Here is a 25603-nt window from a genome sequence, read left to right on the forward strand (position 1 = left end):
GGCAGGGGCGTTATGACGAAGGCAACCACTGACATGACCCGACGGGGCGTGCTTGGCGTTCTCGGGCTGGGTGTGCTGGTCACCGGTTGCGCAAGTTCCACGCCGTCCGCCTATTACGGCATCGAGGCAGCCGATGTCGGCGGTCTGACGGGGCGGTCGAGCCGCGTTCAGTTGCTTGTGTCCTCGCCGCGGGCCCTGAAAGCGCTCGATACCAGCTATATCGCCGTGGTCGAGAAGGGCCCCGTCTACAGCTATTTCCCGGGCTCCGCCTGGGCGGACACCCTGCCGAACGTGGTGCAGCTCAAGCTGGTCGAGACCCTGCAGAATACCGGCCGCCTGCGCGGCGTCGGACTGCCGGGGGACGGGCTTCTGATCGACTATCAGCTTCAGAGCGAAATCCGCGCATTCGAGCTCAGGCTCGGCAGTGGCAACCGGGGTGTCGTCGAGATTTCCGCGCGGCTGGTCAACGACCGCAACGGCCGGACGGTCGCCACCAAGGTCTTCCGCGCGGAGACTCCGGCGGGCGCGACCTCCGTCGACAAGGCGGTCGAAGCGATGAACCGCTCCGCGGATCGTGTCTTTTCCGAAATGGCTGCCTGGACGCTGCAGAACGTTTGAGCCGGTCCCGACCTGATCGGGGTCTCGTCATGGTCCGCGTTCGCGTGCAATCTTTGCGATTTCCGGACCCTCCACGCCGATTTATTCGCCGCTGGAAATCCCACCTTCAAGCTCCCCTGCGGTCATTTTTACCGCACTGCAAATTACGCCCCCAGGTTTTATTACGTTCGCGCAGCGCGGCGGAGGGTGTTGTTTGAGCGAAGGTATCTCCCTTTCGTGCCGTCCTGGATATAATCCTCGACCCGTCATGTCCAAACCGTGGCGCGAGACAGGAGCGGCGCATCGCTTGCCGCGCCCAGGATGATGATCGGAAAATTGCCGATAAAAAAGGCGGGCCGAAGCCCGCCTTTTTACATTCGGATGATCGCCGCTCAGTCGAGGCGGCCGCTGGCATGGGCCAGCATGGTGTAGACCTTGCCCGTGTCCGAGGTGAGATAGGTCTGGCCCAGCATGTTGTCGCGGTCGTTGCGCGAGACCTGGGCGAGAAGCTGCTCGAAATCGGCCACATAGCGTTCCACAGCCGTGCGGAACTCAGGGTCGCGGGAATACTTCTGACGGATCTCGTCGAAGGTCTGCTGACCCTGCAGGGTGTAGAGGCGGCGGGTGAACACGTGACGCTCGCCGCCACGGTAGCGGTTCCACAGGTCGATGAAGGTCTCGTGGTCGATTGCCCGGGCGATATCGACGGACAGGGAGTTGAGGCTTTCGACGGTCTGCAGCGGTGTGCGGCCCGGCTGGATGTCCGTGTCGGCATCCTCGTCACGCGACGCGCGGCGCAGGAGATCGGAAACCCAGCCCTTGCCACCGGAACCGCCCGTGTCTGCCGGTGCCGGCTGCTGCCGGCGCGTGTCCATCGGAGGACGGCTCTGGGCCGGGCGCTGTTCGCCGGCCGGGGCCGTCTGCTGACGGGCGGGGGAGGTGGGCGCGTAATTGACCGGCGCCGGCGCCGGCGCGGCAGCAGCGGATGCCACTGCGGCCTGCGGGCGGGAGAGGTCGAGGACATTGGACTGCTTGGCGACAATCTCCGACAGTTCGGTCAGCGCGCGGATCTGCTCGTTGACCACCTTGCGAAGGGCGGCTGAGGATTCCTCGGCTTCGTCCGGCAGGTTGAGGACGCCCTGTTTCAGTTCGGAGCGGGTGGCCTCCAGTTCGCGGTGAACGTCGCGGGCGACATCGCGCATGCGCACCGCCGCATCGTTGAAGCGTTCGGAAGCCTCGGTGACCGTGCGGGTCATTTCGGCAATGATGTCGTCCTGTGCGGAGCGGATCGCATCGCGGGCCTTCTGACCTTCCATTCCGGCCGTCAGACGCATGGATTCGAACTGCTCGGCCACCTGCCTGGAGGCGGCTTCCGCCGCGGCGCCCAGCATGTTGGCCGCCTCGCGCGCCTTGTCGTCGGCCGTTTCCAGCGTGGTGGACAGGGTCTGCGTGAAGGATCGCATGAGCGTGTCGACCGATTCGGTTTTCGCCAGCAGGGTATCGGCCACTTCCTCGATCGCCGTGCGGCGCTCGGTGACGCGGGTTTCCACGGACCGGTTGGTCTCTTCCAGGTGACGGGCCGCCTTGGTGAGTTCCTCCGACTGATCGCCGAAGCGGCTCGTCAGGTTCATGATATCCGCAAGGGTCGTCTCGGTCACATCGCGCAGGTTGGCAACCTGCTCGGTGATGACAGATGTCGTCGAGTTGGTCTCTCCCACGGCCCTGTCGACCGCGGAGCGGAACTCGCCGGCGCGTCGGGCAAGGTTGCCTTCCACTTCGCTGAGGTTCTCTCCGGCCGTGGCGACAATATCCTGCAGGTTGGTATTCGACGCCTCGATCTTGTTGAGGATTTCGGAGACATCGGCTTCCAGACGGTGTCTCGTCTCCGTGAGAAGCGAGGTGGCGTGTTCGCTGCGCTCGTTGATACTGGTGACGATCTTGTCACCGGCCTCGACCAGCGAGCGGGTGGCGTCAAGGCCGGTATGGGCGAAGGTATCGGTGACGTCGCGGCCCTTGATCGTGATGGCTTCCAGAATGGCGCCGTGGACCTCGGAAAGGCGTCCGGTCAGATCGTTGGCGCGCAGTTCGATGGCCTTGACGAGTTCGTTGCCATCGGTGCCGACAATCTTGGCCAGTTCGCCGGAGCGGGCGCCGAAGGCCTCGTTGAGGGTGGTGGCCTTTTCCAGAAGTTCGTTGGCGACCTCGTTGCCGCGGCCCACCAGAAGTTCGGCGGCTTCCGCCACGGCGCTGTTGACCCGGGCCCGGACGATGCCGGCTTCACTGGACATCTGGCCGCGCATTTCCTCCAGCGTCTTGGCCAGCGTCAGACGGGCCTGTTCGCTTTCGGCGGACAGGTTGCCTGAAATCTCGGCGATAAGGCCGGAGAGTTCGGTGCGGACCTTGTCGCTTTCGCCGGTCAGGGAGCCGCTGAATTCAGCCAGCGTGCCTGCATAGAGCGTGCGTGCCCTTTCGCTTTCCGCCGCCATGGCGCGGGCAGCGTCACCGACGGCCGAGAACACAAGGTCACGGATCTTGGTGCTTTCACCGGACATGGTCCCGGTCGCCTGATGCATTGCCGCGGTGACGGCATCCGCCGCTTTCTGGCTTTCACCGACCAGCACTCCGCGGGCTTCACCGACAGTGCCGAGGACGATCTGGCGCATGCGGTCGCCTTCGCTGGCAAGCTTTTCGGTCGCGTCGCTGAGCGCCCCGTCGACGATCTCGACGGTCTTGGTGCGTTCTTCGGTGAGCGACTGAACCGCGGCTTCGACGGCTTCCTGAACCACATCGCGCAAACGCGTGCTTTCGGTGGACAGGGTCGAGCCGGCTTCGGCGATCACGGTCGTGAGAATGTCACGGGCGCGCTCGCTTTCACCGGTCAGGGTGCCGGAGATGCTTTCCAGGCGCTCGTTGAGCAAGGTCTCCAGCAGGCTGGCGCGGGTATCGAGGGTTTCGGCGACCTCGAACACCTTGGCGCCCAGGGAAACGTTGATCTCGGCGATCCGCTCGGAGAGGGATTCGGTCAGTTCGGCACTCTGTTTGCCCAGAACGCTGCCGGCTTCCGCCAGACGGTTGTCCAGGGCCGAGGTCATTTCCTCCTGGCCCTCGACGAATGCCTGAGCGATCTCCTTGGTGCGGGAAATCAGGGTCTCGGAGATCTGGCGGGCCCGTGCGTCGAGCGTTTCGTCGATCCGGTCGGTGCCGCTCGTCATGGAGACGGACAGCAGTTCGGCTTTTTCAGCCATGGACGATGCCGCGCCGTCGACACGGGTCGACAGGGACTGGCCGATCTCTTCCGCGCGTTCCGCAAGCGTGTTGCCTGCGTCTTCGATGCGCTGGCCAAGCTGCAGGGTGATGGCGTCGGAACGGTCCGCCAGAACATCGGTGATGTTGCGGGTCTTTTCCTCCAGCGCATCGCTGATGCCGGAAGTGCGGTTGTCGATGGCGTCCGAAAGGATCTGCGTCCGGGCTTCCAGGGTCGCCTCGAATGCGGCCGTGCGCTGGTCGAGCGTGAGATCCAGCGTGTTGATGTGGCTGCTGAGGGAGGTGTCCATCGTCGCGATACGGTCGCCGAGCGAGGCATCCATCATGTCGATGCGGGACGCGAATGTGTTGTCGAGGCCCGACAGGCGGCTGTCGAGCGCTTCCGACAGGATTTCCGTCCGGGAGTCGAAGGCATCGACCAACTGGCCGCCGCGTTCGCCGACAAGGATCTCCAGTTCGGCCAGGCGCGTGGACAGGCCTTCCTGCAGGGCGAGGCCGCGCACATCGAGCGTCTCGGCAATCCTGCCGCTGATTTCGTTGATGTTGCTGGTCACGCGGTCGCCGCGGCTGCCGATCAGTTCGGCGAGTTGGGTGCCGGTTTCGGCAAGTTTCTCGGTGAGGGCGGATGTCTGCTCGCCGAGACCGGTCGAGAACTTGTAGGACACGCCTTCGAGAGTTTGGCGGAAGCCGTCTGTCTGCTGCTCCAGGACCGTCGCCATCTCGTTGCTGCGGGCCGAAAGACGTTCGTCCAGTTCGCTGCCGTTGATGGTAATCGCGGTGTAGATGCGTTCGGAAATCGTGTCGAGTTTCTCGGCCAGTTCCCCGCCGCGCACGGTGATGGTTTCGGTGAGCGAACCAGCGGTCTCGTCCAGCTTGGAGGCGATTTCGCCGCCGCGCAGGGAGAGATCGACAACGATGCTTTCGCCCGTGCCGCGCAGGATTTCAGACACTTCGGTGGAGCGGCTGGACAGGGTGTCGACGATTTCGGCCCCGCGGATGGAGATCGTGTCGGTGACGGCCTGACCACGTTCGGAGATGCTCTCGACGACCCGGTTGCCGGTCGCGGCAAGGGATTCGTCCAGCGAGGTCACGCGGGTATCGACCGTCGTGACCAGTTCCTCGGTGCGGGTGGTGATCGTGTCGATCAGGCGGCCGGATGTCAGCGACAGGTTGGCGTTAATTTCCTCACCGCGCTGGGTGATGATGTCGCCGACCGACGCTCCGGTGCTTTCCATCGAGTTGCGGAATTCATCGGCCTTGGTGCTCAGGGTCTCGATGACGGAGGTGCTGGAGGAGGTGAGGGTTTCGTTGATTTCGCTGCCGCGGGCCGTCAGTGTATCGACGAACTGGTTCGCGGTATCGGCGAAGCGTTCGTTCACCTCGTTGCCCCGGACCGTCAGGGTCTCCCACATTGTGGAGCCGGTTTCAGCCAGATTGTCGACCAGATCGCTTCCGGTGGTGGACAGGCGGGAGACATAATCCTCCGCGCGCACCGTCAGGGAATCCACCAGCTCGCTGCCGGAGGCGTGCAGGGTCGCGCCAAGCGTCTCGATACGCGAATCCACGCTGGAGGTCAGTTCCTCCACGCGGCTGTTCACCGCGTCGATCATCCGCTGGGTCGCCGTTTCCACGGTGCTGCCCAGTTCACCGGAGGTGTTGGACATTTGCGCGGCGAAGTTTTCATGGGCGCCCGCGATGGTTTCGCGCACCCGCTCGGCATTCATTACGATGGATTCGCGCTGGCTGACCAATTCCTCGATCAGGCTGCGGATCTTGAGTTCGTTGTCGTTATAGGACCGCTCGAGGGAGGACACCTCGTTGTGGACCAGAACCTCCAGCTCGCTGGCGCGGGCAATCGCGCGCTCGATGCCGTCACCCATGGCAGCGACTTCGCGGCGGATGGCCTGTCCGACACTGAGGATGGATTCCTTGGCCATGTCTTCCGGTTCGGCCAGGCGCAGCGCGACTTCCGTCATGCCGCGGGCGACGATGCGCATTTCCTGCGCCCGCCAGATCATCATGGCCATGACGAAGAAGAAGATGATCGGCACCACGATCCCGGCGCCGGCCAGGATCATTTCCGGCGAGCCGAGCAGCGCCTGGAAGTCGTTTATGGTGGCAACCTTGTCGGCGAAGGCGGTCAGGAAAAGACTGCTGCCGAGGGCGGCCCAGATGGCGCTCAGGGCAAGGGCGCCCCAAAAGGGCGTGGAGGAGGGGCGGCGCTGCAGGGCGTAAATCAGCGTACCGATGTTGCGGCGGTCGTCATTTGCCGCGGGCGGGCGTCCACCGCGTCCCCGGCGCCTGGCCTGGCGCTGTTCGTCACGCGGAGAGGGCCCCGGTTTGGCCGTCTGGGATCTGCGCGTCGTGTCCGCTTCCACAGCCACATTCGCCTCCGCGGCCGTTTGCGTTGCTGCAGTTTCCGGGCCGCCGAAATCAAGCTTCAGGGCTTCTTCAACCGCAGACAGTGCCGCTTCCGCCGGATCTTTCGCCTTTGTCGGATTTGCCATTTAGGGTCGCCTCACGTCCGTACTCATTACACGCCGGTAATTTCAGCCAGCTGCTATTGCAGCATTCCACAGTGACTACCGGATGCGCCAATTTTACGGCCACAGTTCCAAAGAACCGCACCGTGGATTTACTCCATGAGGAGGGCCGCCGCTGACCGACCGCGAACTTTCCGTTCGACGGTACACTCCACACCTTGCCGCATCAGTAACTGTAATGGCACAATCTCTCCTAACGAACAAGAAACGGCAATGGCGCGAGTCACTTAAGGGGCTGTTTGAATGCCTGAATCAAAGCATGGCGACGTCGTGAAAGAGGATCAAAACACCGTCGCAAGCGGTGCGCTCAAGGCAGGAAGCCTGACCGCTCCGCAAAGACGGTGGCTGCTGAAGGGGCTCGATCAGCCAGGTGGGAAGCTGCCGTTGTTCGATGGCAACGGACGGGAAATTCCGGCCCGCACAATCCGCGCCTGCATCGAAGCAGGCTGGGCAGAGCCTTGGTTTTCCAACCCAATCAAGCCCGATTGGCTGGTCTGCAAGCTGACGCCTGCAGCAGTCGAAGTTCTCTCCGCAAGTCAAAACCGTAAAAGAAGTTAACGCCGAATCGCATCGTTAAAATTTTATCGATTCAATAAATCGGCGGATTTGCAAGGACTTTTTTAATCGTATTTTGAAAGCCGTGTTAACCCGCGTTAACCAAAAAAACAATTTTTTGGGGACATTCGGCCGAAGGGCCCCTCCGGCGGGCCCGTTTAACCGGGTGTTTGGGGGTTTGGGCGCACAGTCTCTCAAGTCATAGCTTGCGGCGGAGTGCCGTCAGGCGTGAGCAGAGCAATTTGGAGCACCCTCATGGCCCCTTCATCCATGGCCCGTGTCGCCGGCCGGGCCGGGCCCGAAGCACCGATAGATCTTGTGCGGCTGGCCACCAACACCCTGGGAAACCGGGACCTGGAAGTTCAGGTTCTTCATCTTTTCAAATCGCAATCCTCCACCACGCTTGAACGGCTGGCGAAGGAAACCGACGCCTCGATCCGGCTCGACCTCGTTCATACGTTGAAAGGGTCCGCGCTGGCGATCGGCGCGGAACGGGTCGCCGTGGTTTGCGAAACCCTGGAAGGGAAGATGAAATCCGTGTCCGATCCCGCGACCGAGGGCCTGATTGCCGCCGTCGACGAGACCAACCGCTATATCCGCGATCTCCTCGAAGGCTAGGGTCCTGACCCCCAGATGTGTTGTGACCCGGCGCGCAAGGCGATTTATTCGTGGCAGATTGCCGCGTGGAAACGGCACGGTCCTTGACCTTTTTCGCGGAAGCTTTATGTCGGGACGACCGGAGCGCGATGCTCCCGATGTGAAACGTTTGAGGACGGGCGTCAGGAACGCCGCAAACGTTCACGGCGGGTGTGCGGCGCTGCATTGACCACAATTGAAGGCCTGGACGCGACGCATGCCGAAGATCACATTCATAAATGCCGATGGAACCCGGACCGAAGTGGACGCCGCCGAAGGCTCCACCGTGATGGAGAACGCCATCAAGAACATGGTTCAGGGTATTGAAGCGGAGTGCGGCGGGGCCTGCGCCTGCGCCACCTGCCATGTCTATGTGGACGAGGCGTGGCAGGGCAAGACTGGCACGGCGGAACCGATGGAAGAGGACATGCTCGATTTCGCCTATGACGTGAAGCCGACCTCTCGCCTTTCCTGCCAGATCAAGGTCACCGGCGAACTCGACGGCCTGGTGGTTCACGTTCCTGAACGGCAGGCTTGAACAGGCAGCCTGATTCCAGCTGAAATTCGATCGGTCAAACGGAAGCCCCGGCAAAGGGGTTTCCTATTTTTTCGCGTCCTGGATCCGCGCGCGGTTGCGCCTCACTCGGCCGGTTGGGCGAGCGGTTTGCGGTACCAGAAATCAACCTCCCGGCCTTCTTCCGGAGCGCTCGGGATGAGTGTCGCCAGCACCAGGCTGACGAGAGCCATGGCGGCGCCGGCCAGGAAGACCGCCGCGGGCGAGACCAGCCAGATAAGACCGAAAGCCACCGGGATGAACACGGCGGCGATGTGGTTGATCGTGAAGGCGACGCCGGCCGTCGGAGCGATATCGGCCGGATCGGCGATCTTCTGGAAATAGGTCTTGATCGCGATCGCGATGGCGAAGAAGGCATGGTCGATCACGTAGAGGCTGGCCGCCAGCGTCGCGCTGGTGACGAAGGCGTAGCTGACAAAGACCAGAAACAGGCCGACATATTCCAGCACCAGCGCCTTGCGCTCGCCGAAGCGGACAATCAGCTTGCCGATCTTCGGGGCCAGGAGCATGTTGAAGAAGCCGTTGAGCAGGAAAAGTCCGGCCACTTCGTGAACGTCGTAGCCGAACCGCTCGACCATCAGGAAACCCGCGAAGACCGTGAAGATCTGCCGGCGGGCGCCGGCCATGAAGGTGAGGGCGTAATAGAGCCAGTAGCGCCTTCTCAGGATCAGCTTCTTGTGCTGGGGAACGCCTTCCTTGAAATGCGGATAGGCCATCATCAGGAAGGCGAGCACCACAAGCGTCAGGCCGCCGGCGATGGCGAAGACCGTGGTGAAGGACAGGTCGAACATCTTCCAGGCAATGAAGATGACGCCATAGGCGATCAACTGGGCGAAGGCGCCGACGGAAATGATCTTGCCCATGCTGGCGGCGGCCGTGGCCTTCGGCAGCCATTGCAGCGACAGCGACTGGGCCATGGTCTCATAATAATGAAACCCGACCGACATGATCAGTGTGGTGACATAAAACCCGATCGCGGTCGGAAAATAACCGGTGACGGCAACGCCGACGCCAAGCATCAGCAGGGACAGATAGGCGAGCGTCTGCTCGCGCATCATCAGCAGCAGGTAGACCGCAAGGAAACTCAGGAACCCCGGAATCTCGCGGATCGATTGCTGTATGCCGATCTCGCGGCCGGTGAAATCCAGCTCCTGGACCGCGAAGTTGTTCATCAGGTTCCACCAGGCGGCAAACGACAGTTGCATGGCGCCTGCCATGATCATCAAAAGCACTGCCGGGGAGCGCCAGCCGGTGATTTTATCCGGGTGGGCGGATTGGGTGAAATAAGTCATTCCATAGCCGTAGAAAAAGTGAATTAATCCGAGGCCAAGCTTCTAAACCCATTTACGTTTTGCGTGTTAGCGCTGTTTTGTCACGATATGTTTTCCACTCGCCAATAATCCGGCTGAATCCTCAGCAAACCTCGCTTGGCGATGCCGGGTCCGGCTTTGGGAACCTGAATTGTAAAGCGAGCTTTACAGTTGCGGTGCGATGTGAGATGTAAAGCGTGCTTTACAATTCAACGCATGGGAGGCGGAGATGAACCGCTTTGACAGGCTGACTTACCGGTATCTGGCAGAGACATTCGCCGGAGCCGCGCTTTATGTTCTGGCAAGTTATCTTGCCCGGCCGTTTCTGGAAACGCATACCGATCCGGTGGTTGTGGTTGCCGTTTCGTTCGCGGCGACACTGCCGATGGGACTTGCCCTTTGGGCGCAGGTGCGGTTCTACCGCAAGGTGGATGAGCGCGAACGGCACATTCTGGCCGTTGCCGGTGCGCTGACATTGCTCACAGGTGTTTTTCTTGCGCTTTTTCTGGACAAACTGGGGATGGCCTGGCCGGCCGACTTCGGTCTCTATGCGACCTTCCTGATGATCGCCTGGTCGGTTGCGACCGTGCTTGTGCGTCTCAGGAGCTGATGCTGAACTGATGCGCAATCACCTCAAGGACCTCAGATGCGCGCAAGGCTGGTCCCAGGCGGCCCTCGCGGAAAAGCTCGACGTCACCCGGCAGACCGTCATCGCGCTGGAGCGGGGAAGATACGACCCGAGCCTGCCGCTGGCCTTCCGGATTTCGCGGGTGTTCGGATTGCCGATCGAACGGATATTCGATCCTGAAGACGGATAGGTCTGTACCCATGCCAGCCGAAACCGGGTAAAACAGATATTCGTTTCAATGTGCGGGAAGGCTCGAGAAGAGAATGAGCATTCATCCGGAGCTCGCGGAGTTTCCCAGGCATGCGGTCGCCGCGCCGATCATCGGCTATGCGCGGACCGGACTTCAGGGAAAAAACAACGGCTGGCACGCCCATGATGCCGCCCAGCTTTTCCATGTGGTGAACGGCTCGATCGCGATCGACACGGATATGGGCACCTATTTCGTGCCGCCGGAGCGGGCGGTGTGGCTGCCGCCGCGGGTCGGCCATCAGACACGCTACCTGACGGACACCGAACTGCGCTTTATCTACGTCCAGTTCGAGCATGCCCGGGACCTTCCGCAGTCCCCTCAGGTCATGCAGGTCACCACGCTCCTGCGCGCGCTGATCCTGGAGTTCATGTCCTATGCGCGTGCCGAAACGGAAGAGGGGCCGGCCGCGCGGATTGCCGCCGTCATTCTCGATCAGTTGAAAATGCTGCCCGCGGCGCCGCTGCAGCTTCCCATGCCGCGGGACGCGCGGCTCAGGGAATTGTGCGAAGGCGTGGTGCGCTGTCCGGCCGATGTTCCCTCGCTCAGCGAAGCCGCGGAGCGCTGCGCGACGTCCGTCAGGTCCTTCGAGCGGCGGATCAAGGCGGAAACCGGGCTCAGCTACCGGACCTGGTGCCGGCAGGTGAAGCTGTTCCGGGCGCTGGAACTGCTTGCCTGCGGGCGCAGCGTCTCCGATGTTTCCCACAAGCTGGGCTATGAAGGTCCGAGCGCTTTCGTGGCGACATTCAAAAAATCCTTCGGGGTTACGCCCGGACGGTATTTCGACGGTAGCAATCCGGATTGATCTGGCTCATGGCGGCCATCGGCGTCCACGGCGATGGTTGGATGAAACAACCCGCCGGAGACAAGAGCCATGTTCAAAAAAATCCTCGTACCCCTGGATCCTGCCGAACCGGGCTTCGCGGATGAGGCTCTTGCGAAAGCGTCACAACTTGCCAGGGACTATGGCGCCAAGATCCATGTTCTGGCGGTTTGTCCGGAAGTGCAAAGCTTCGTGGCCAGCCAATTGCCGGAGGGCTGGCAACAGCGGGAAATTGAGGCGACCAGGCTCATTCTCGACGAGATCAGCGCGAAACTGGACGTTCCTGCGGGAGAGGTCGACAGTCAGGTTCGCATGGGGACCGTCTATCACGAGGTGATCGAGGAAGCCGAAGCATCCGGCTGCGATCTCATTCTCATGACCTCGCACAAGCCGGGGCTTTCCACCTATTTCATCGGCTCCAACGCCGCCCACATCGTGCGTCACGCACCTTGCTCGGTGATGGTGCTGCGCGGTAGCTGACGGGCTTCGACAGCGGGCCTACCGCGCCAGTTCCTTCATCCCTTCGGTCAGACCCTCCAGGGTCATCGGGAACATGCGCCCGTCCATCAGCTCGTTCAGCATCTGGATGGACTGGGTGTAGCCCCAGTGTTCTTCCCGCACGGGGTTGAGCCAGATCGCGCTTTTGTAAAGCCCGGTGAGGCGTTGCATCCAGGCCGCGCCAGGTTCCTCGTTCCAGTGCTCCACCGACCCGCCCGCATAGGCGATCTCGTAAGGGCTCATGGAAGCGTCGCCGACGAAGATGATCTTGTAGTCGGCGGGGTATTTGTGCAGCACGTCGATGGTCGCCAGGCGCTCGGTATGGCGGCGGCGGTTTTCCTTCCAGACGAATTCATAGGGGCAATTATGGAAGTAGAAATGCTCCATCACCTTGAATTCGGACCGGGCGGCGGAAAAAAGCTCCTCGCAGACCCGGATGTGATCGTCCATCGAGCCGCCGATATCGAAGAACAGCAGAACCTTGACCGCGTTGTGCCGTTCAGGACGCATCCTGATGTCCAGCAGTCCCTTGTGAGCGGTCGAGCGGATGGTGCCGTCGAGGTCCAGTTCGTCGGCAGCCCCCGTGCGGGCGAAGTTCCTGAGGCGCTTGAGGGCTACCTGGATATTGCGTGAACCCAGAAGCTGGGTGTCGTCCAGGTCCTTGAATTCCCGCTTGTCCCAGACCTTGACCGCCCGCCGGTGACGGCTCTCGTGCTGGCCGATGCGGATGCCTTCCGGATTGTAGCCGTAAGCGCCGAAGGGGGAGGTTCCGGCCGTCCCGATCCATTTGTTGCCGCCCTGGTGGCGCTTTTCCTGTTCCTTCAGGCGCTCGCGCAGGGTTTCCATGAGTTTCTCGAAGCCGCCGAGAGCCTCGATCTGCGCCTTGTCCTCTTCGCTCAGGTGCTTTTCGGCAAGCTTGCGCAGCCAGTCTTCGGGGATGTCGGTCGCCGGCACGTCGCTCAACAGCTCCAGACCCTTGAACACATGAGCGAACACACGGTCGAACTTGTCGAGATTGCTCTCGTCCTTCACCAGGCAGAGGCGGGCGAGGTAATAAAAGTCCTCGACGCTTTTTTCAGCCAGATCCTTGTCCAGCGCTTCCATCAGCGTCAGATATTCGCGCATCGAGACCGGTATTCCGGCGGATTTGAGCTCGGTGAAGAAATTGATGAACATGAGGGGAAAATAGCGGCGCGGGCGAGCACTGTCGAGGCGGGATTTTTCCACCCGTTCAGACAAATGAACCCCTTTCCGGCTGATCTTTTAAAATCGTGGCCAAACTTCAGGATGAGTGTTTTGCGGATGTGTTGATGCTCGCAGCGGCTCAGGGCCGCAGGCGTCCTGTCGCTATGCTTCCGGGTCCCGGCGCTGTTTGCCGGCCGCCTGATCGCTTTCACCGGGCCTTGATGCAGGTTTTTCCGGCTTTTCGGTGGACGAAATCAATTCGCCCATGAATTCCGAAATGGTCGGGCCTCTGGTGGCGACAAAGGGGGCGGGACGGCAGACCGCTATCGCGGCGATGCCGATGCGGGCGGTCAGGAGGCCGTTGATGACGCCTTCGCCGAGCCGGGTCGACAGACGGGCCGCCAGACCGTGACCCAGGACCTGTGAAGCGAGGCTGTCGCCAGCGGCCATCCCTCCGGTAACCGCCAGATGGCCCACCACATGCCTTGCAAGACGCAAAAACCCGAGCATGCCGGGCCGTGCGCCGTAAAGTGTCGACAGGCGGCGGATGGTTCTGAGGTTTTCGAACAGGACCGCCAGCAGGTCGATCAGCGCCCGGGGACTGACGGCGGTGACCAGCGACACCCGTTTGGCGCTGTTCATCACGATCCGCCGGGCTTCCAGATCAAGCGGGGCGAGAAGGTCGCGTTCAGCGAGTTTCACCAGATCCGTGCCGTCGATCACCTCGCGCATGTGACCGGCGAGCTGCTTGCGGCCATGAGCTGTCTCGGGCCTGTCCAGATAGAGCGCAAGCAGGTCCCTCAGGCCGGAAGATGCGGCCTTGCTGTCGTCCGTATCGGCGGCCAGCTGCAACCGGTCGCGCAGATGATCGATGCGGGTGAGCCGCATGAGACCGGCGATTTCCCTTGCAGCCAGACCCAGGACGCCAAGCGCCGCCAGACCCGCGAGGGCAAGGCCCAGCCAGCCCAGCCAGTCGGTGCGCGTGAACAGGTCGCGGATCAGGCTGTCGACCGCAAGGCCGATGGCGAGCGAGACAAGTCCGGACAGACCGACAAGCAGCCATTTGCCGAAACGGAACCGGGTTTTTGGCGTGCTCGCGGCGCGCGGCAGACGGGGTTCCTCGTCTTCACCGGACATCTGCGTGATCAGCGCCTCGCCGGCCGAGGGTGTCCTCGTATCGTCGTCGGTCATCCGGACCTTGGTGTCGTCAAGGCGGAACGCAGCCGGTTTGCGGCCGGAGGAGGGGGGGGTCCCGGTCATGCCAGACGGTCTCCGATGAGGAATTCAAGGGCGCGGTCCAGACGGATATGCGGCAACGACAATTTCAGGCCCTCGGCCGTGGTGTCCAGCTCCGGAGGCCGGAAGCGCAGGAATTGAAGATCTGCCTGAGCCGCAAGAAAGTCCGGACGGGTTTCTTCAGAAATTGAATCAGCTCGTCCAAAAAGTGATTCAGGATTTTGCGGCAAGTCACCGGGAAACATCGCGATTTCAGTTTCGCCATCATAGGTTTCCCCGTTGAGGCGTTCGCCAGGCAACGGCGTTCCGAGGATCGCGGGAAGCGCGTCGCCCCGGTGTTTGATGGTTGCCTCGCGGGTCGCGCGCACGGCGGCCAGGGCGATGACATCCACCTCGGCCCCCTTGAAGCGCGCCGTTTCCTCGGCGCGCGCGACCAGCCGCCTGAGGATCGCTTCCAGACGGTCATGGTCGCTCCTGTGCAGATGGTCCGCCTTGGTGGCGGCGAACAGGATACGGTCGATGCGCCGTGTCAGGATCGAGGACAGCCAGCTGCGTTTGCCGGGCCGGAACGCGCCGAGAACCTCGCCCAGGGCCGTCTGAAGGTCCGCGATCGCGTGCGGGCCGGCATTCATGGCGTGAAGCACATCGACGAGCACGATCTGCCGGTCGAGCCTGGCGAAGTGATTGCGGAAGAAGGGCCGGACCACGTGTGTCTTGTAGGCTTCGTAGCGCCTCTCCATCATCGCCCGGACGGTGCCCGTGCGGGTGGGGATGGCGTCCACGGGAATATCGAGGGGCGCGAAAGTCAGCGCCGGAGAGCCATCCAGATCTCCCGGCATCAGAAACCGGCCGGGAGGCAGCATGGACAGGGCATGGGTGTCGTCCCGGCAAGCGGCCAGATAGGACTTGAAGGAGGCGGCGAGCGCCTGTGCCACGGGTTCGCTTTCGGCGGCATCGTGATCGATCGCGGCCAGAGCTTCCAGGAACGGCGCGGCAATTTCCCTGCGGTTCGGCGCCCGTGCTCGCTCAAGGGCTTCCGCTGAAAAGGCGGCGTAGTCTTTGGTCAACAGCGGCAGGTCCAGCAACCATTCGCCGGGATAGTCGATCAGGTCCACATGCAGGCGGCCCGGGCCGAGCTTTCTGTAGAAATAGGACGCGCTCTCGAAATCGATGGTCAGCCGCAGTTCGGAGACCTGGCGCGTGCTGTCCGGCCAGATGCGGTCGCTGACAAGGGCGCGGACATGGGCCTCGTAGTCGAAGCGCGGGACCGCGTCGTCAGGCTGGGGCTGGAGACTTGCACCGGTTATGCGGTGGCCGGCCGCCGCGCTGAACACAGGCAGGCGCCCGCCGTGGACCAGGTTGTGGACCAGGGCCGTCAGAAAAACCGTCTTGCCGGAACGGGCAAGACCGGTCACGCCAAGGCGCAGGGTCGGCACGGCCAGATCGCCGACCGCATCGGTCAGGTTCGCGAGTGTCAGCCGGGTTTCTTCGGCAAATGTCGTCAGTGGGTTCAAGAGCGCCTCCAGCGCGTTCATGTAAGCGCGGGAACGGGCAAGTGCAAATGCGGACTGTCCCGGAAGCCGGACGACGCTGGAGGTAGGCAGGCGATCAGTCGGCGCTGTCTTTCAGGTCGCGCGGTCTGGTGAACCTTTCCAGATGGCCGGTTTTGGGATGAAGCTCGGCCCACTCGGCGATATCGAAGTCGATGACGGCCAGTGCCCCGGTCGGATATTTTTCCTCAAGGTCCGCCATGGCCTGCGCGTCGGCGGTTCCGGTCAGGCTGAGGGCGGTGTCTTCCATCGCCGGATTGTGACCGATCACCATCAGGTTCTGCGCCCTGCCGCCGTGTTTGCGAATGAGGCCGCAATAGTCGTCGTCGCTTTGCTGGTAGAGGTCGGAAATCAGGTGGATCTGGGCTTCCTGGGGCAGGAAAGGCAGAAACCGTGCCAGGGTTTCGCGCGTGCGCTGCGCGGTTGAACACAGGATCTGATTGGGGAGCAGGCCGGCGTCCTTCATGTAGCTTGCCATCGTCACGGCGGCGGTCTTCCCACGGCTGTTCAGCGGACGGTCGATATCCGCGAGATCCTCGTCTCCCCACTCGGATTTGGCGTGTCTTAGAAGGAGTAGCCGCATGTCATGTTTCCGGAATTCTCATTTGCCGTGGCGGTTCGCCCGCAAACTGGTCAGTGCCGCGCCGCAGTCAGTTCTGGCTGGCGAGGGCCTGGGTGAAGGCTGCCACCGCCGGACCGATCTCAATTTCCTGAGTCGGCAAGGTATACGACAGCCATAAGGTATAATCAGCCTTTTCGCCGGAAAAATACCACAACGTTTCGCACAGGCTGGTGGGAGTCCAGTTGCGCGTGCGGAAGGAAGTGCCCGATGCCGCGGCTCCCGTCAGCTTGACCGGCTCGAACCCGGCGGCCTTGTAGGCGCGGGAAAATGTCAGCGCTTCGCGGCGGCCGGTTGCTTCAAGGTGGTTGCGCAGCACGGCGGTTATGCCGTCGCGGCCGGTATAGATGCAGCCGGCCAGGCTGACGGCATCGCCTTGCATGACCTTGATGCGGTAATAGCTGCCAATCATGTCCGGACAGCGCAGGCCGGTGAAATGGCGCAAGCCGCCAACGGCACTCTGCCAGCCCGCATCCTGCTCTGGCGGAACCTGCGCGCTGACCGGACCCGGCATCATGCCGTTCGGGAGCAGGCTTGAAACCGCCAGCACAAACAAGATTGCGAGCCGTCTCGCCAAGGCATTCTCCTCTTCGCCGTCAGGTCCGTTCCCGGCGCGTCATGAAAGCCAGACGTTCAAAGAGATGGACGTCCTGCTCGTTCTTCAAAAGTGCACCGTGCAGCGGAGGAATCAGTTTCGCACTGTCCTGTTGACGAAGGGTTTCCGGATCGACGTCTTCGTTGAGCAACAGCTTGATCCAGTCGATGAGTTCGGAGGTGGACGGTTTCTTCTTGAGACCGGGCACGTCCCTGACATTGTAGAACAGGCGCAGGGCCTCTGAAAGCAGACGCTTTTTGATGTCCGGAAAGTGGACTTCCACAATCTCGGCCATCGTCTCGGCGTCCGGAAACTTGATGAAATGGAAAAAGCACCGGCGCAAGAAGGCGTCGGGGAGGTCCTTTTCATTGTTGGACGTGATGATCACGACGGGCCGCTGCCTTGCCCGGACGGTGTCGCCCGTTTCGTAGACGTGGAATTCCATGCGATCGAGTTCCAGGAGGAGGTCGTTCGGGAATTCGATATCCGCCTTGTCGATCTCGTCGATCAGCAGAACCGGTCTTTGCGGCGCGTCGAACGCTTCCCAGAGCTTTCCCTTGCGGATGTAGTTGTTGATGTCCTTCACCCGTTCATCGCCAAGCTGGCTGTCGCGCAGACGGGAGACCGCGTCATATTCGTAAAGGCCCTGCTGGGCCTTGGTGGTGGATTTCACATGCCATTCGATCAGGGATGCGTTCAGCGCCGAGGCCACCTGCTGCGCGAGCACGGTCTTGCCGGTCCCCGGTTCCCCCTTGATCAGCAGCGGCCGCTCCAGCGCAACAGCAGCGTTGACCGCAATACGCAGGTCTTCCGTGGCGATGTAGTCTTCAGTTCCTTCGAAACGCATGGGGCCGTCCATTTTGAATTCGTTGGGCGAAAAGTGGCAGGCCCGGCTCCGGGACGCAAGTGCGTAAAGAGGAGGAGGTCCCGCAGGCTGTGCATATGGACAGTCTTGCCCATCGCGGGAGGAAGTTTTTGCCCGTCACGCTGATGGTTGCCGGGTGGTCTTTGCTCCACCGCAGGTGAACCTTCTGGTTAAGTTATTGAAATAAATTAATAAAATTCCTTGTTTGCCGAAATGGCACGGCCTTTGCGGGAGTAGGCCGAATATGGGCGCAAGCCAGCGTCAATCGTGCCCAATCTATCAAGAGGACGAAACATGGGTATTTATGGGGCTATCAATACGGCGGTTTCCGGACTGACTGCGCAGGCAACGGCGCTGGAGAATATCTCCGGTAACGTCGCCAACTCGCAGACAACCGGCTACAAACGGCTCGATACGACTTTCTCCGATCTGGTATCCGGTGGCGGCTATACCCAGGCTGCGCAGGTGTCCGGTACCACCACGTCCACATCGCGCGCCACAAACACGATCCAGGGCGACATCACGGATGTCGACGTGGATACCTATATGGCGATCAACGGCGAGGGCTATTTCGTCGTGACCCGGGCTTCGGATGTCGTCGATGGTTCGACGTCTTTCGCGGAAGAGACCTTCTATACGCGTGCCGGCGATTTCGAGCGCGACCAGGAAGGCTATCTTATCAACGGGGCGGGCTATTATCTGCAGGGTTTTCCTCTCGATCCTGAAACTGGCAATCCGATCGGTGACGCAGCCTCGGTGATCCGGGTGGAGAACCAGCCGCTGGCGGCCTCCGCGACCACGACGATCGACTACCAGGCCAACCTGCCGCGCATCCCGCAGCCGAAAGACTATGCCGATACCGACGCATCGGCGCTGCTGAATGCCTCCGTCGGTGCCGGTAATGTTGCTGATACCAACAATCAGGACTTCCTCGACAGCTCCATCTCCGGTGGGTCGATCAGCATTTATAACCAGAACGGTACGGCGATGAGCGTCGAGGTGCGTTACGCCAAAACGGTGAACGAGGATACGGGCGTGCCTGTCGAGGACACCTGGAACATGTATATCGGTACCGGTGAAGACACCGGGGATACCTGGTACAATGTCGGGGAAGTGACGTTCGACGGCGCCGGCGAGCTGAGCAGTATGACCGATGGGATCATAGGTACAGCCGACTTCGCCAACGAGAACTTCACCATCCCAAGCCTGACTATCGGCGGAACAACCGTCTCCAATGTCGAGATATCCTTCGGTGGCGGCGCGCTGACCCAATATTCGGATGCGGACGGTACCGCGAGTTCCGTCAGTCTGGACCAGGACGGTTTCGCGGCCGGTGAACTGGTGGGCGTTGCCGTCGATGAATCCGGACGGGTGATCGCGAGCTATTCCAACAATCAGCAGCGCCCGGTCTTTGAAATTCCTCTGGCGACTTTCGAGGCCGAGCAGAACCTGCAGCGCGTGGACGGGGCGGCCTTCGCCGCGACATCCTCCTCCGGCGATCCGGATCTGACCGGCGGTGGACAGATCCGCTCGAACAAGCTGGAGCTTTCCAACGCCGATATCGCGGACGAATTTTCCAAGCTGATCATCACGCAGCAGGCCTATTCGGCCAATTCCAAGATCGTCACATCCGCCGACGAGATGCTCGACAGCGCATTGAACATGGTCAGGTAATGTGAACCTGCCGGCGGGTTGCGACCCGCCGGTCCTTTCGGCCAAGCCGTAGCGTAACCCTGGGAGAAACCGCCATGGGACTGACAAGTGCCCTGAACACCGCGGTCTTCGGAATCAAATACAATCAGCGCCAATTGGACGTTACGGCGGCCAATATCGCGAACGCTGACACGGCCGGATATTCGAAAAAGACGGTTTCGGCGAATGTCTATTTCGATACCATGGGCAATGTTTCCGGCGTCACCGCGACAGAAGTGCGGCGGATCGTCGACGAGCAGATTCAGACGGACTATTTCAACTCGCTCGCCGATACCAACTATGCCAGGCAGATTTCCGATTTCACCGACCGCCTCGATGACATTTTCGGGACCCGGGAAGACACTAGCGGTATTTCGGTGCTGGCCGGTGAATTGTCTGCCTCGTTGTCCCTTCTGGTCAACGATCCGGGAAACTTCGCCGCCCAAAGTGATGTCGTCGCGCTTGCCGACGCCTTTGCCCGTGAACTCAACTCGTCCTACAGCCAGATAACGGACCTGCGCCAGGAGGCCGACGACAGTCTGGCGCGCCAGACTGAAACCGTGAACGGCTTGCTCGCCAGTATCGAGGATATCGACGAGGCGATCCGGGATGCGACCCAGGCCGAAATTTCGACCGCGGAAATGGAGGACGAGCGCGACCGGCTGATCGAACAGCTCTCCGGTTATCTGGACGTGGATGTCACCAAGGAATCGAACAACACGCTTTTCATTCAGACCGCCGACGGGCAACAGCTTTATGCGGATACCCGTGCCTCCACTCTCAGCTTCGACAGCTCGCATACCCTGCAGCCGGGCCAGCCCGGCAACACGGTGCTGGTGACAACGGGCGGCGGAACCACCTACGATCTTATCTCCGGTTCCCGGTCCGGCTCGATGGTGGCAACCGCGGAATTGCGGGATGATATTCTGCTCGAGGCGCAAAAGCAGCTCGATACGATCGCCGCGGAAATCTCCCTGGCTTTTTCGAATGTCACCGAGGCTGGCACTGCGGCGACCGTCGGCCTGGACGAGGGCTTCGACCTGGATGTTTCCGGGCTCCAGCCGGGAAACACGATCTCGCTGGAATATACCGACGCGGCCGGAGAGACGCAGACGGTTACGCTTGTCGCCGTGGACGATCCGACGCTCCTGCCGCTGGACAATACCGCAACCGCAAATCCGAATGACACTGTCTACGGCATCGATATCTCCAGCGGCTTGCCGGCGACCTACATCACCAATATCACCGCGGCGCTTGGCGGCACCGGACTTCTTGTCAGCAATGACGGCTCCGACAATCTGCGCGTTCTGGGTGACAACACGGCGCCGACCAGCGTTGAAAGCCTGTCCGCGGAAGTCACGGTCACAGCCAGTTCCGACCAGGGGCTCGCACTGGCGATCTTCGTCGATCAGCGGGACGGGGCCGAGCTTTTCACCGACGCTCTGGAAGACGGCGGCCAGCGGGTCGGCTATGCCAGCGGGATCAGGGTCAATCCGGACCTGCTCGCCGACAGTGCTCTTCTGGTGAACTACCAGACGACGCCCACAGCGAATACCGCAAACGATCCGGCACGGGCGCAGTATCTGTCCGAGGCGCTCAGAAACGGGACGACCTATTTCGATCCGGCAGCGGGCATCGGCAGCACATCGACACCCTTCCAGGGCACTGTTCTGGACTTTGTGAACCACACTGTGGCGTTCCAGGGCAATCAGGCCGAGGATGCGGCGACATACGCGAATTCGAAGGAAACGCTGACCGTCAATCTGGCGGTCCGCTACGAGGAAAGCTACTCGGTGGATCTCGATGCGGAACTCGCCTTCATGGTGCAGCTCGAGAATGCCTACGCGGCCAATGCGCGTGTCATGCAGACCATCAAGGATCTCTTCGACGAGCTCCTTAGAATCGCATAGTGCGGGAAGTGACTTATGACGATCGGTAACATCACAACTTCCAGAAACTATCTCACCCGCCAGCTCAGCGAGATGAATGATCTGCTGGCTGAAAAGACCACGCAACTGGCAACAGGAAAGGTCGGGTCCACCTTTGGAGATGTCGGCGACCGGCGCCTTCTGGACATCCAGCTGACGCAGAAAGTCAGCATGATCGAGACCTACCAGGAAACGATCACTGTCGCCAATCTGCATCTTGAAACCATGACCATGTCACTCGAGCGTCTGGAAGATATTCGCCGGGACGGGAAAACAGCTCTCGATACGAACGATTTCGTCGTTCAGGACGACGGGCAGACCCAGACCCAGTCGCGGGCCGAGCTTCTGTTGAACGAAACGCTCAACATCCTCAACACCGAAATCGCGGGATACTACGTTTTCGGCGGCACCGACGCCATCGACAGCCCGGTTGCCTCCATGGACGCTATCCTGAACGGCGCGGATGGTCTCGACGGTCTGAAAACCTATATGAGCGAATTCGCGGCGGCCAATCTCGGGGCGACCAATACGGGTCGGACGACGATTTCGGCGTTGACGACGAATTACGACGGCTTCGGAGATCCGACCGATTCCACCTTCTCGATTACGGAAGACGGAGCACATGATTTCGGCTTCGACATCGCCTCCGTCACGTCCTCCCTCAGCAATGTGACGATCACCGGCCCGGCCGCGGCGGATCCGGACAACGTCGATATTGCGTTCACCGGCCAGCCGGCGCTGGGGGAAAAGATAACGATCGAACTGAGCCTGCCGCCGGACCATGCGGAAACGATCTCGATCGAGCTGACGGCCGCCATAACGGCCGAAGCGGAGGGGACGTTCGTCGTCGGTACGGATCTCGAGGAGACCGCGCAAAACATGCGCGATGCGATCGCCGCCGAAATCGAGAACCAGGCGCTGACGACCCTGCGCGCGGTTTCCGACGAATGGGCGTCGGACGAGTTCTTCAGCACGTTCGCGGGCGAGGAACCGCAGAGAGTGGATGGCCCGCCATACGATACCGCGACCGCCATGGTTGCCGGCGGATCGACCACGGTTTCCTGGTACTCGGGACGCAACACGGCAACCGCAGACCCGCGCACGGACAAGAATGCCGTGATCGATACGAGCCTGACCGTGAATTACGGCGTGAGGGCCAACGAAACGCCTCTCAAGGAACTGGTGCAGTCCCTGGCGACTTTCGTTGCCGCCGATTTTTCCGGCGCGACCGCGACGGACGAGGAATATTACAACGCCCTGTCGACGGACATGCGAACGATCCTGCAACCGTCGGGAGTGGATCAGTCCGGCATCGTCGACATTTCGACCGATATCGCGATCGCCCACCGCACGATGTCGTTGACGGATGACCGGCATGGTCAGATCAAGAACAGCTATGAAAGCACGATCGCCGAAATCGAGGGGGTCGACCAGGAACTGGTCGCCGCGCAGATCCTGACGCTGCAGAACAATATCGAGGTGTCCTACCGGGCCTCCGCGATCATCTTCAATCTGACCCTCTCCGACTACCTGTGATCGCATCCTTCAAATTTATGATGGACTGACGGCTTGAGGCCGAAGGGCTTTTATACGCTTCCAAGGGAAGTTGCATGAAAGCGGGTTGACCCAGGGACCGGCCGCGGCCGGTTCGAAGAGAACAACAGGCGTCCTTTACAAATCACGGCCACGAAAAAAGCCGGTACGAAAATCGTACCGGCTTTCATATATGGGCGGTCGGATAGTCCCGCTTGGGATGGTCTTTCAGATCTCCAGTCGATCTAAATCCTATTCAGGTGTCGCCCGCAGTCCTTCCGCGATGGCCCTGTTGATCCCGATGATAGAGGTGAGCTTGTTCGCGTCATCATCCGTCATGATCGTGATGGTCTGCTTGAAAATAAACACCCCCAGGGTGGCGATGTTGTTTTTGATCTCCTGCGGCAACTGGCTGTCTTCACCGGTGGCCGATGTCACCAGAATGGTCCAGAGCTTACGGTTATAGACGAGTGCTTCGTCCTTTTCGGCAAGAGAAGATTCTTCCCATTCATCCTTGATCAACTGGAGCCGTGCCGCGGCTTTCATCAGCAGATTCGCTTCCAGCTCCCTCGGTGACATCGCCACCTGGCTCGTTTTCTGGTAAGCCTGCGCTGCCTGCTTGTACATGACCGATCAGCGTCCCTTCATACTCGATAAGCTTTCGTGCTTCTTTCAGTGCTTTATAAAAGGCGCCGGTTATTATGGAGTTACTGATCCTGGTAACGTAGGGGATCGTACTCGGCGCGGCTTTCACTATGTCGTTGACGAGGGTGAAGTAATTCTCCTGAATTCTCTCCACGTCCGTCGACAGATACATCAGCTGAACGGCCAGATAGACGCGTTTCGCCGGGGTATCAGCAGTAGCAGGTGTGAGAATGTCCTTTTCCCGCAGAATGGGTGCCTGGCCTTCAATAAAAAGGCGGGTTCGCTGATTATCGTTGGTGATAACGCTATCACCGATAATAATCCGTTCGCCCGGTTTTAGCTCAACCTTGAGCGCCATTCCGTGACCTCCACGTCTGAGTATCGCCCGAATCGTTAACCAATTGGTTAACGCCCGCTGCCGGTACTTTAAAGATAAACACTGTAGGTGTTAACCGAATAGGCTCAGAACGCTCTGATCGGCCTGGTTCGCCAGCGACAGCGCCGTCGACGAAAGCTGCTGGCGGGTCTGCAACGCCAGCATGTTCGCGCCTTCTTCGTTCATGTCGGCAATGGTCAGCTTGCCTGCGCCGACTTCAAGCGTGTTGATCATGTGCTTGGTGAAATCGGTCCGGATCTCAACGGTGGACAGGGCGGTACCCATTGCCCTGGCCGCCGACCTGAGTTCGTCCAGAGCAGCATTGATCGCCTGAAGGGTCCGGTCAATATCCGTATCGGTCTTGAATTCCGACGCAGCAGCCGTAAGGCCGACCGTTCCGCTTGCGGTCGCGAGCGTGGTTCTGTTGAAGTCCGAGTTGTCGCTGGTGATGTCGAAGGAAACCTCGCCAATCAAACTGATGCTGCCACCGGAGAAGGTCGCATCCAAGCCCTTGACGTTGTTGAGGAAACTCACCAGGTCGCTGACCGTGGTTTCGTCATCGATCTCAATCGAGGCCGGTTCGAAATCATTGCCGTCGGTGATGGTGATGGTGTCACCGGCCTGAAAGCCGCCGGAGGAAATCAAGGTCGCACCCGCGGTGAGCGGAGTGACCGAAAGCGTCGTTGAGGTACCCCCTGTCGCACCACCGTCGGTCGCGACGCCGCCGCCGGTCGCGTCCTTTGAAATCGACAAGGTGTTGTCCAGACCGGACGTAATCGTGATCTGATCGGTTGTCTCGTCAAAGCTGGCGTGAACGCCGCTGAGATCGCCCAGTGCGTCGATGTAATCCTGCACGGTTGTAATGGTCGCGCCGACCGTGAATGTGGTGGTGCCGGAACTGTCTGTCACCGAGACAATGTCCCCGTTCGCCCAGTCACCCAGATCGCTGAGGTTTGACGAAGCCTGCAATCCGGTCAGGTCGAGGGTTGCCACTCCACCGTTGATATTGAAGGAAGAGGTTCCGGTTCCGCCCGGGTCGAGGTCGTCCAGATTGAGCCCGTCGTCCAGACTGGTGTCGGTGAAATCAACCGCATTGACTGTCAGATTTGACGTCGAATCCTCGTTGAAGATCACTTCCAGCTCATTGCCGGCACCGGAAAGCAGGTTCTTGCCCTTGTATCCGGAGTCACCCGCCATGTCCTCGATCTGCTGGAGGAGGTCGTTGTACTGGCTCGTATATTGTTTGCGTTCATATTCGCTGGACGTCTGGAGCGCCTGGTTGGCTATGGCTTTCGCCGATTCGACCAGCTTGGTGATGGATGTGATGCCCTTGTCGGCGGCGCGCAACGTCTGCACCCCCTGGCCCATATTGTCGAGCAGGTTTGACAGATCGCTCGCCCGGTCATTCAGCGACTGCGCCGTGAAGAACGAATTCGGGTTGTCGAGCGCCGTATTCACCTTGAGACCCGTCGCAAGGCGTCCCTGCGTGATCGACTGGAGGCTGGCTGTTTGTTTGAGCGACAGGAGATTGTCCCGGACCGCACTGGAAAGAACAATATCAGGCATCAGATTTCACCACGTTTCCTATTCAGCACTCGCCAAGGTGGCCTTCCAATGGAGCAAGAAGAGCCTGTACCACTGGCGTAAAACTAAATGGAAAGTTAATCGGTGATGCACTCATTAACCTGTTGTAAATGAAAGTTA

22 protein-coding genes are annotated in these 25603 nt (G+C 60.7%); 11 read left to right on the top strand and 11 right to left on the bottom strand.

Features of this window, described 5'->3' with window-relative positions:
• Positions 1 to 12: 12 nt before the first annotated feature.
• Positions 13 to 618, top strand: coding sequence for an ABC-type transport auxiliary lipoprotein family protein (locus CLV41_RS24700; RefSeq protein ID WP_103225161.1), 606 nt, complete (start codon positions 13 to 15; stop codon positions 616 to 618).
• 371 nt (positions 619 to 989) lie between these two features.
• Here CLV41_RS24700 and CLV41_RS24705 read toward each other — a convergent pair whose 3' ends face one another.
• On the bottom strand, positions 990 to 6368 hold the full coding sequence (locus tag CLV41_RS24705; protein ID WP_103225162.1) for an apolipoprotein A-IV repeat region-like domain-containing protein: 5379 nt from the start codon (positions 6366 to 6368) through the stop codon (positions 990 to 992).
• A 279-nt stretch (positions 6369 to 6647) separates the two neighbouring features.
• Between CLV41_RS24705 and CLV41_RS24710 the strand changes: the two genes are divergently transcribed.
• From CLV41_RS24710 to CLV41_RS24720, 3 genes are all read left to right on the top strand, one after another.
• Positions 6648 to 6962 carry a hypothetical protein gene (locus CLV41_RS24710; RefSeq protein ID WP_208987713.1) on the top strand — a complete coding sequence of 105 codons (315 nt, stop codon included), beginning with the start codon at positions 6648 to 6650 and terminating at the stop codon, positions 6960 to 6962.
• A 252-nt stretch (positions 6963 to 7214) separates the two neighbouring features.
• Entirely contained in the window at positions 7215 to 7577 is a 363-nt protein-coding gene (locus CLV41_RS24715) for an Hpt domain-containing protein (RefSeq protein WP_208987714.1), read from the top strand.
• 235 nt (positions 7578 to 7812) lie between these two features.
• The gene (locus tag CLV41_RS24720) at positions 7813 to 8133 is read left to right on the top strand and encodes a 2Fe-2S iron-sulfur cluster-binding protein (RefSeq protein ID WP_103225164.1); all 321 of its coding nucleotides are present in this window, start codon (positions 7813 to 7815) and stop codon (positions 8131 to 8133) included.
• A 101-nt stretch (positions 8134 to 8234) separates the two neighbouring features.
• Here the strand turns inward: CLV41_RS24720 and CLV41_RS24725 are convergent, their stop codons facing one another.
• A complete protein-coding gene (locus CLV41_RS24725; protein WP_103225165.1) occupies positions 8235 to 9461 on the bottom strand; it encodes an MFS transporter in 1227 nt (408 codons plus the stop codon).
• A 247-nt stretch (positions 9462 to 9708) separates the two neighbouring features.
• Here CLV41_RS24725 and CLV41_RS24730 point away from each other — a divergent pair, with 247 nt between their 5' ends.
• The 4 genes from CLV41_RS24730 to CLV41_RS24745 all read left to right on the top strand — a co-directional run bounded on the left by CLV41_RS24730 (position 9709) and on the right by CLV41_RS24745 (position 11657).
• Entirely contained in the window at positions 9709 to 10089 is a 381-nt protein-coding gene (locus CLV41_RS24730; RefSeq protein WP_103225166.1) for a hypothetical protein, read from the top strand.
• A gap of 10 nt (positions 10090 to 10099) precedes the next feature.
• The gene (locus CLV41_RS24735; RefSeq protein ID WP_068417664.1) at positions 10100 to 10297 is read left to right on the top strand and encodes a helix-turn-helix transcriptional regulator; all 198 of its coding nucleotides are present in this window, start codon (positions 10100 to 10102) and stop codon (positions 10295 to 10297) included.
• Between the two features lie 73 nt (positions 10298 to 10370).
• The gene (locus CLV41_RS24740) at positions 10371 to 11159 is read left to right on the top strand and encodes an AraC family transcriptional regulator (RefSeq protein ID WP_103225167.1); all 789 of its coding nucleotides are present in this window, start codon (positions 10371 to 10373) and stop codon (positions 11157 to 11159) included.
• 69 nt (positions 11160 to 11228) lie between these two features.
• On the top strand, positions 11229 to 11657 hold the full coding sequence (locus tag CLV41_RS24745) for a universal stress protein (RefSeq protein WP_103225168.1): 429 nt from the start codon (positions 11229 to 11231) through the stop codon (positions 11655 to 11657).
• Between the two features lie 18 nt (positions 11658 to 11675).
• On the opposite strand, the gene CLV41_RS24750 is transcribed toward CLV41_RS24745, so the two are convergent.
• The 6 genes from CLV41_RS24750 to CLV41_RS24775 form a co-directional block, all read right to left on the bottom strand.
• A complete protein-coding gene (locus CLV41_RS24750) occupies positions 11676 to 12851 on the bottom strand; it encodes a vWA domain-containing protein (protein ID WP_103225224.1) in 1176 nt (391 codons plus the stop codon).
• Between the two features lie 171 nt (positions 12852 to 13022).
• Positions 13023 to 14120: a YcjF family protein gene (locus CLV41_RS24755; RefSeq protein ID WP_103225169.1), complete on the bottom strand. Its 1098-nt coding sequence runs from the start codon at positions 14118 to 14120 to the stop codon at positions 13023 to 13025.
• Complete coding sequence (locus tag CLV41_RS24760; RefSeq protein ID WP_103225170.1) at positions 14117 to 15631, bottom strand: YcjX family GTP-binding protein; 1515 nt, start codon at positions 15629 to 15631, stop codon at positions 14117 to 14119. Before CLV41_RS24760 ends, CLV41_RS24755 begins: the two co-directional genes overlap by 4 nt.
• Before the next feature lie 73 nt (positions 15632 to 15704).
• Positions 15705 to 16229, bottom strand: a complete 525-nt coding sequence (locus CLV41_RS24765) for a SixA phosphatase family protein (RefSeq protein ID WP_103225171.1) — start codon at positions 16227 to 16229, stop codon at positions 15705 to 15707.
• Positions 16230 to 16296: 67 nt separating this feature from the next.
• On the bottom strand, positions 16297 to 16842 hold the full coding sequence (locus CLV41_RS24770; RefSeq protein ID WP_208987716.1) for a hypothetical protein: 546 nt from the start codon (positions 16840 to 16842) through the stop codon (positions 16297 to 16299).
• 19 nt (positions 16843 to 16861) lie between these two features.
• Positions 16862 to 17707: an AAA family ATPase gene (locus CLV41_RS24775; RefSeq protein WP_103225172.1), complete on the bottom strand. Its 846-nt coding sequence runs from the start codon at positions 17705 to 17707 to the stop codon at positions 16862 to 16864.
• Positions 17708 to 18019: 312 nt separating this feature from the next.
• Here CLV41_RS24775 and CLV41_RS24780 point away from each other — a divergent pair, with 312 nt between their 5' ends.
• The 3 genes from CLV41_RS24780 (at position 18020) to CLV41_RS24790 (ending at position 22881) form a co-directional block, all read left to right on the top strand.
• Positions 18020 to 19399: a flagellar hook protein FlgE gene (locus tag CLV41_RS24780; RefSeq protein ID WP_103225173.1), complete on the top strand. Its 1380-nt coding sequence runs from the start codon at positions 18020 to 18022 to the stop codon at positions 19397 to 19399.
• A gap of 74 nt (positions 19400 to 19473) precedes the next feature.
• A complete protein-coding gene (gene flgK, locus CLV41_RS24785; protein WP_103225174.1) occupies positions 19474 to 21327 on the top strand; it encodes a flagellar hook-associated protein FlgK in 1854 nt (617 codons plus the stop codon).
• A gap of 15 nt (positions 21328 to 21342) precedes the next feature.
• The gene (locus CLV41_RS24790) at positions 21343 to 22881 is read left to right on the top strand and encodes a flagellar protein (RefSeq protein ID WP_103225175.1); all 1539 of its coding nucleotides are present in this window, start codon (positions 21343 to 21345) and stop codon (positions 22879 to 22881) included.
• A 249-nt stretch (positions 22882 to 23130) separates the two neighbouring features.
• Here CLV41_RS24790 and flaF read toward each other — a convergent pair whose 3' ends face one another.
• From flaF to CLV41_RS24805, 3 genes are all read right to left on the bottom strand, one after another.
• Positions 23131 to 23505: a flagellar biosynthesis regulator FlaF gene (gene flaF / locus CLV41_RS24795; protein WP_146048633.1), complete on the bottom strand. Its 375-nt coding sequence runs from the start codon at positions 23503 to 23505 to the stop codon at positions 23131 to 23133.
• Entirely contained in the window at positions 23387 to 23881 is a 495-nt protein-coding gene (gene flbT / locus CLV41_RS24800) for a flagellar biosynthesis repressor FlbT (protein ID WP_103225177.1), read from the bottom strand. Before flbT ends, flaF begins: the two co-directional genes overlap by 119 nt.
• 90 nt (positions 23882 to 23971) lie before the next feature.
• A complete protein-coding gene (locus tag CLV41_RS24805) occupies positions 23972 to 25465 on the bottom strand; it encodes a flagellin N-terminal helical domain-containing protein (protein WP_103225178.1) in 1494 nt (497 codons plus the stop codon).
• Positions 25466 to 25603: the final 138 nt, after the last annotated feature.

Source organism: Roseibium marinum (genome assembly GCF_002906165.1).
In the GTDB taxonomy this organism is placed as follows: domain Bacteria; phylum Pseudomonadota; class Alphaproteobacteria; order Rhizobiales; family Stappiaceae; genus Roseibium; species Roseibium marinum.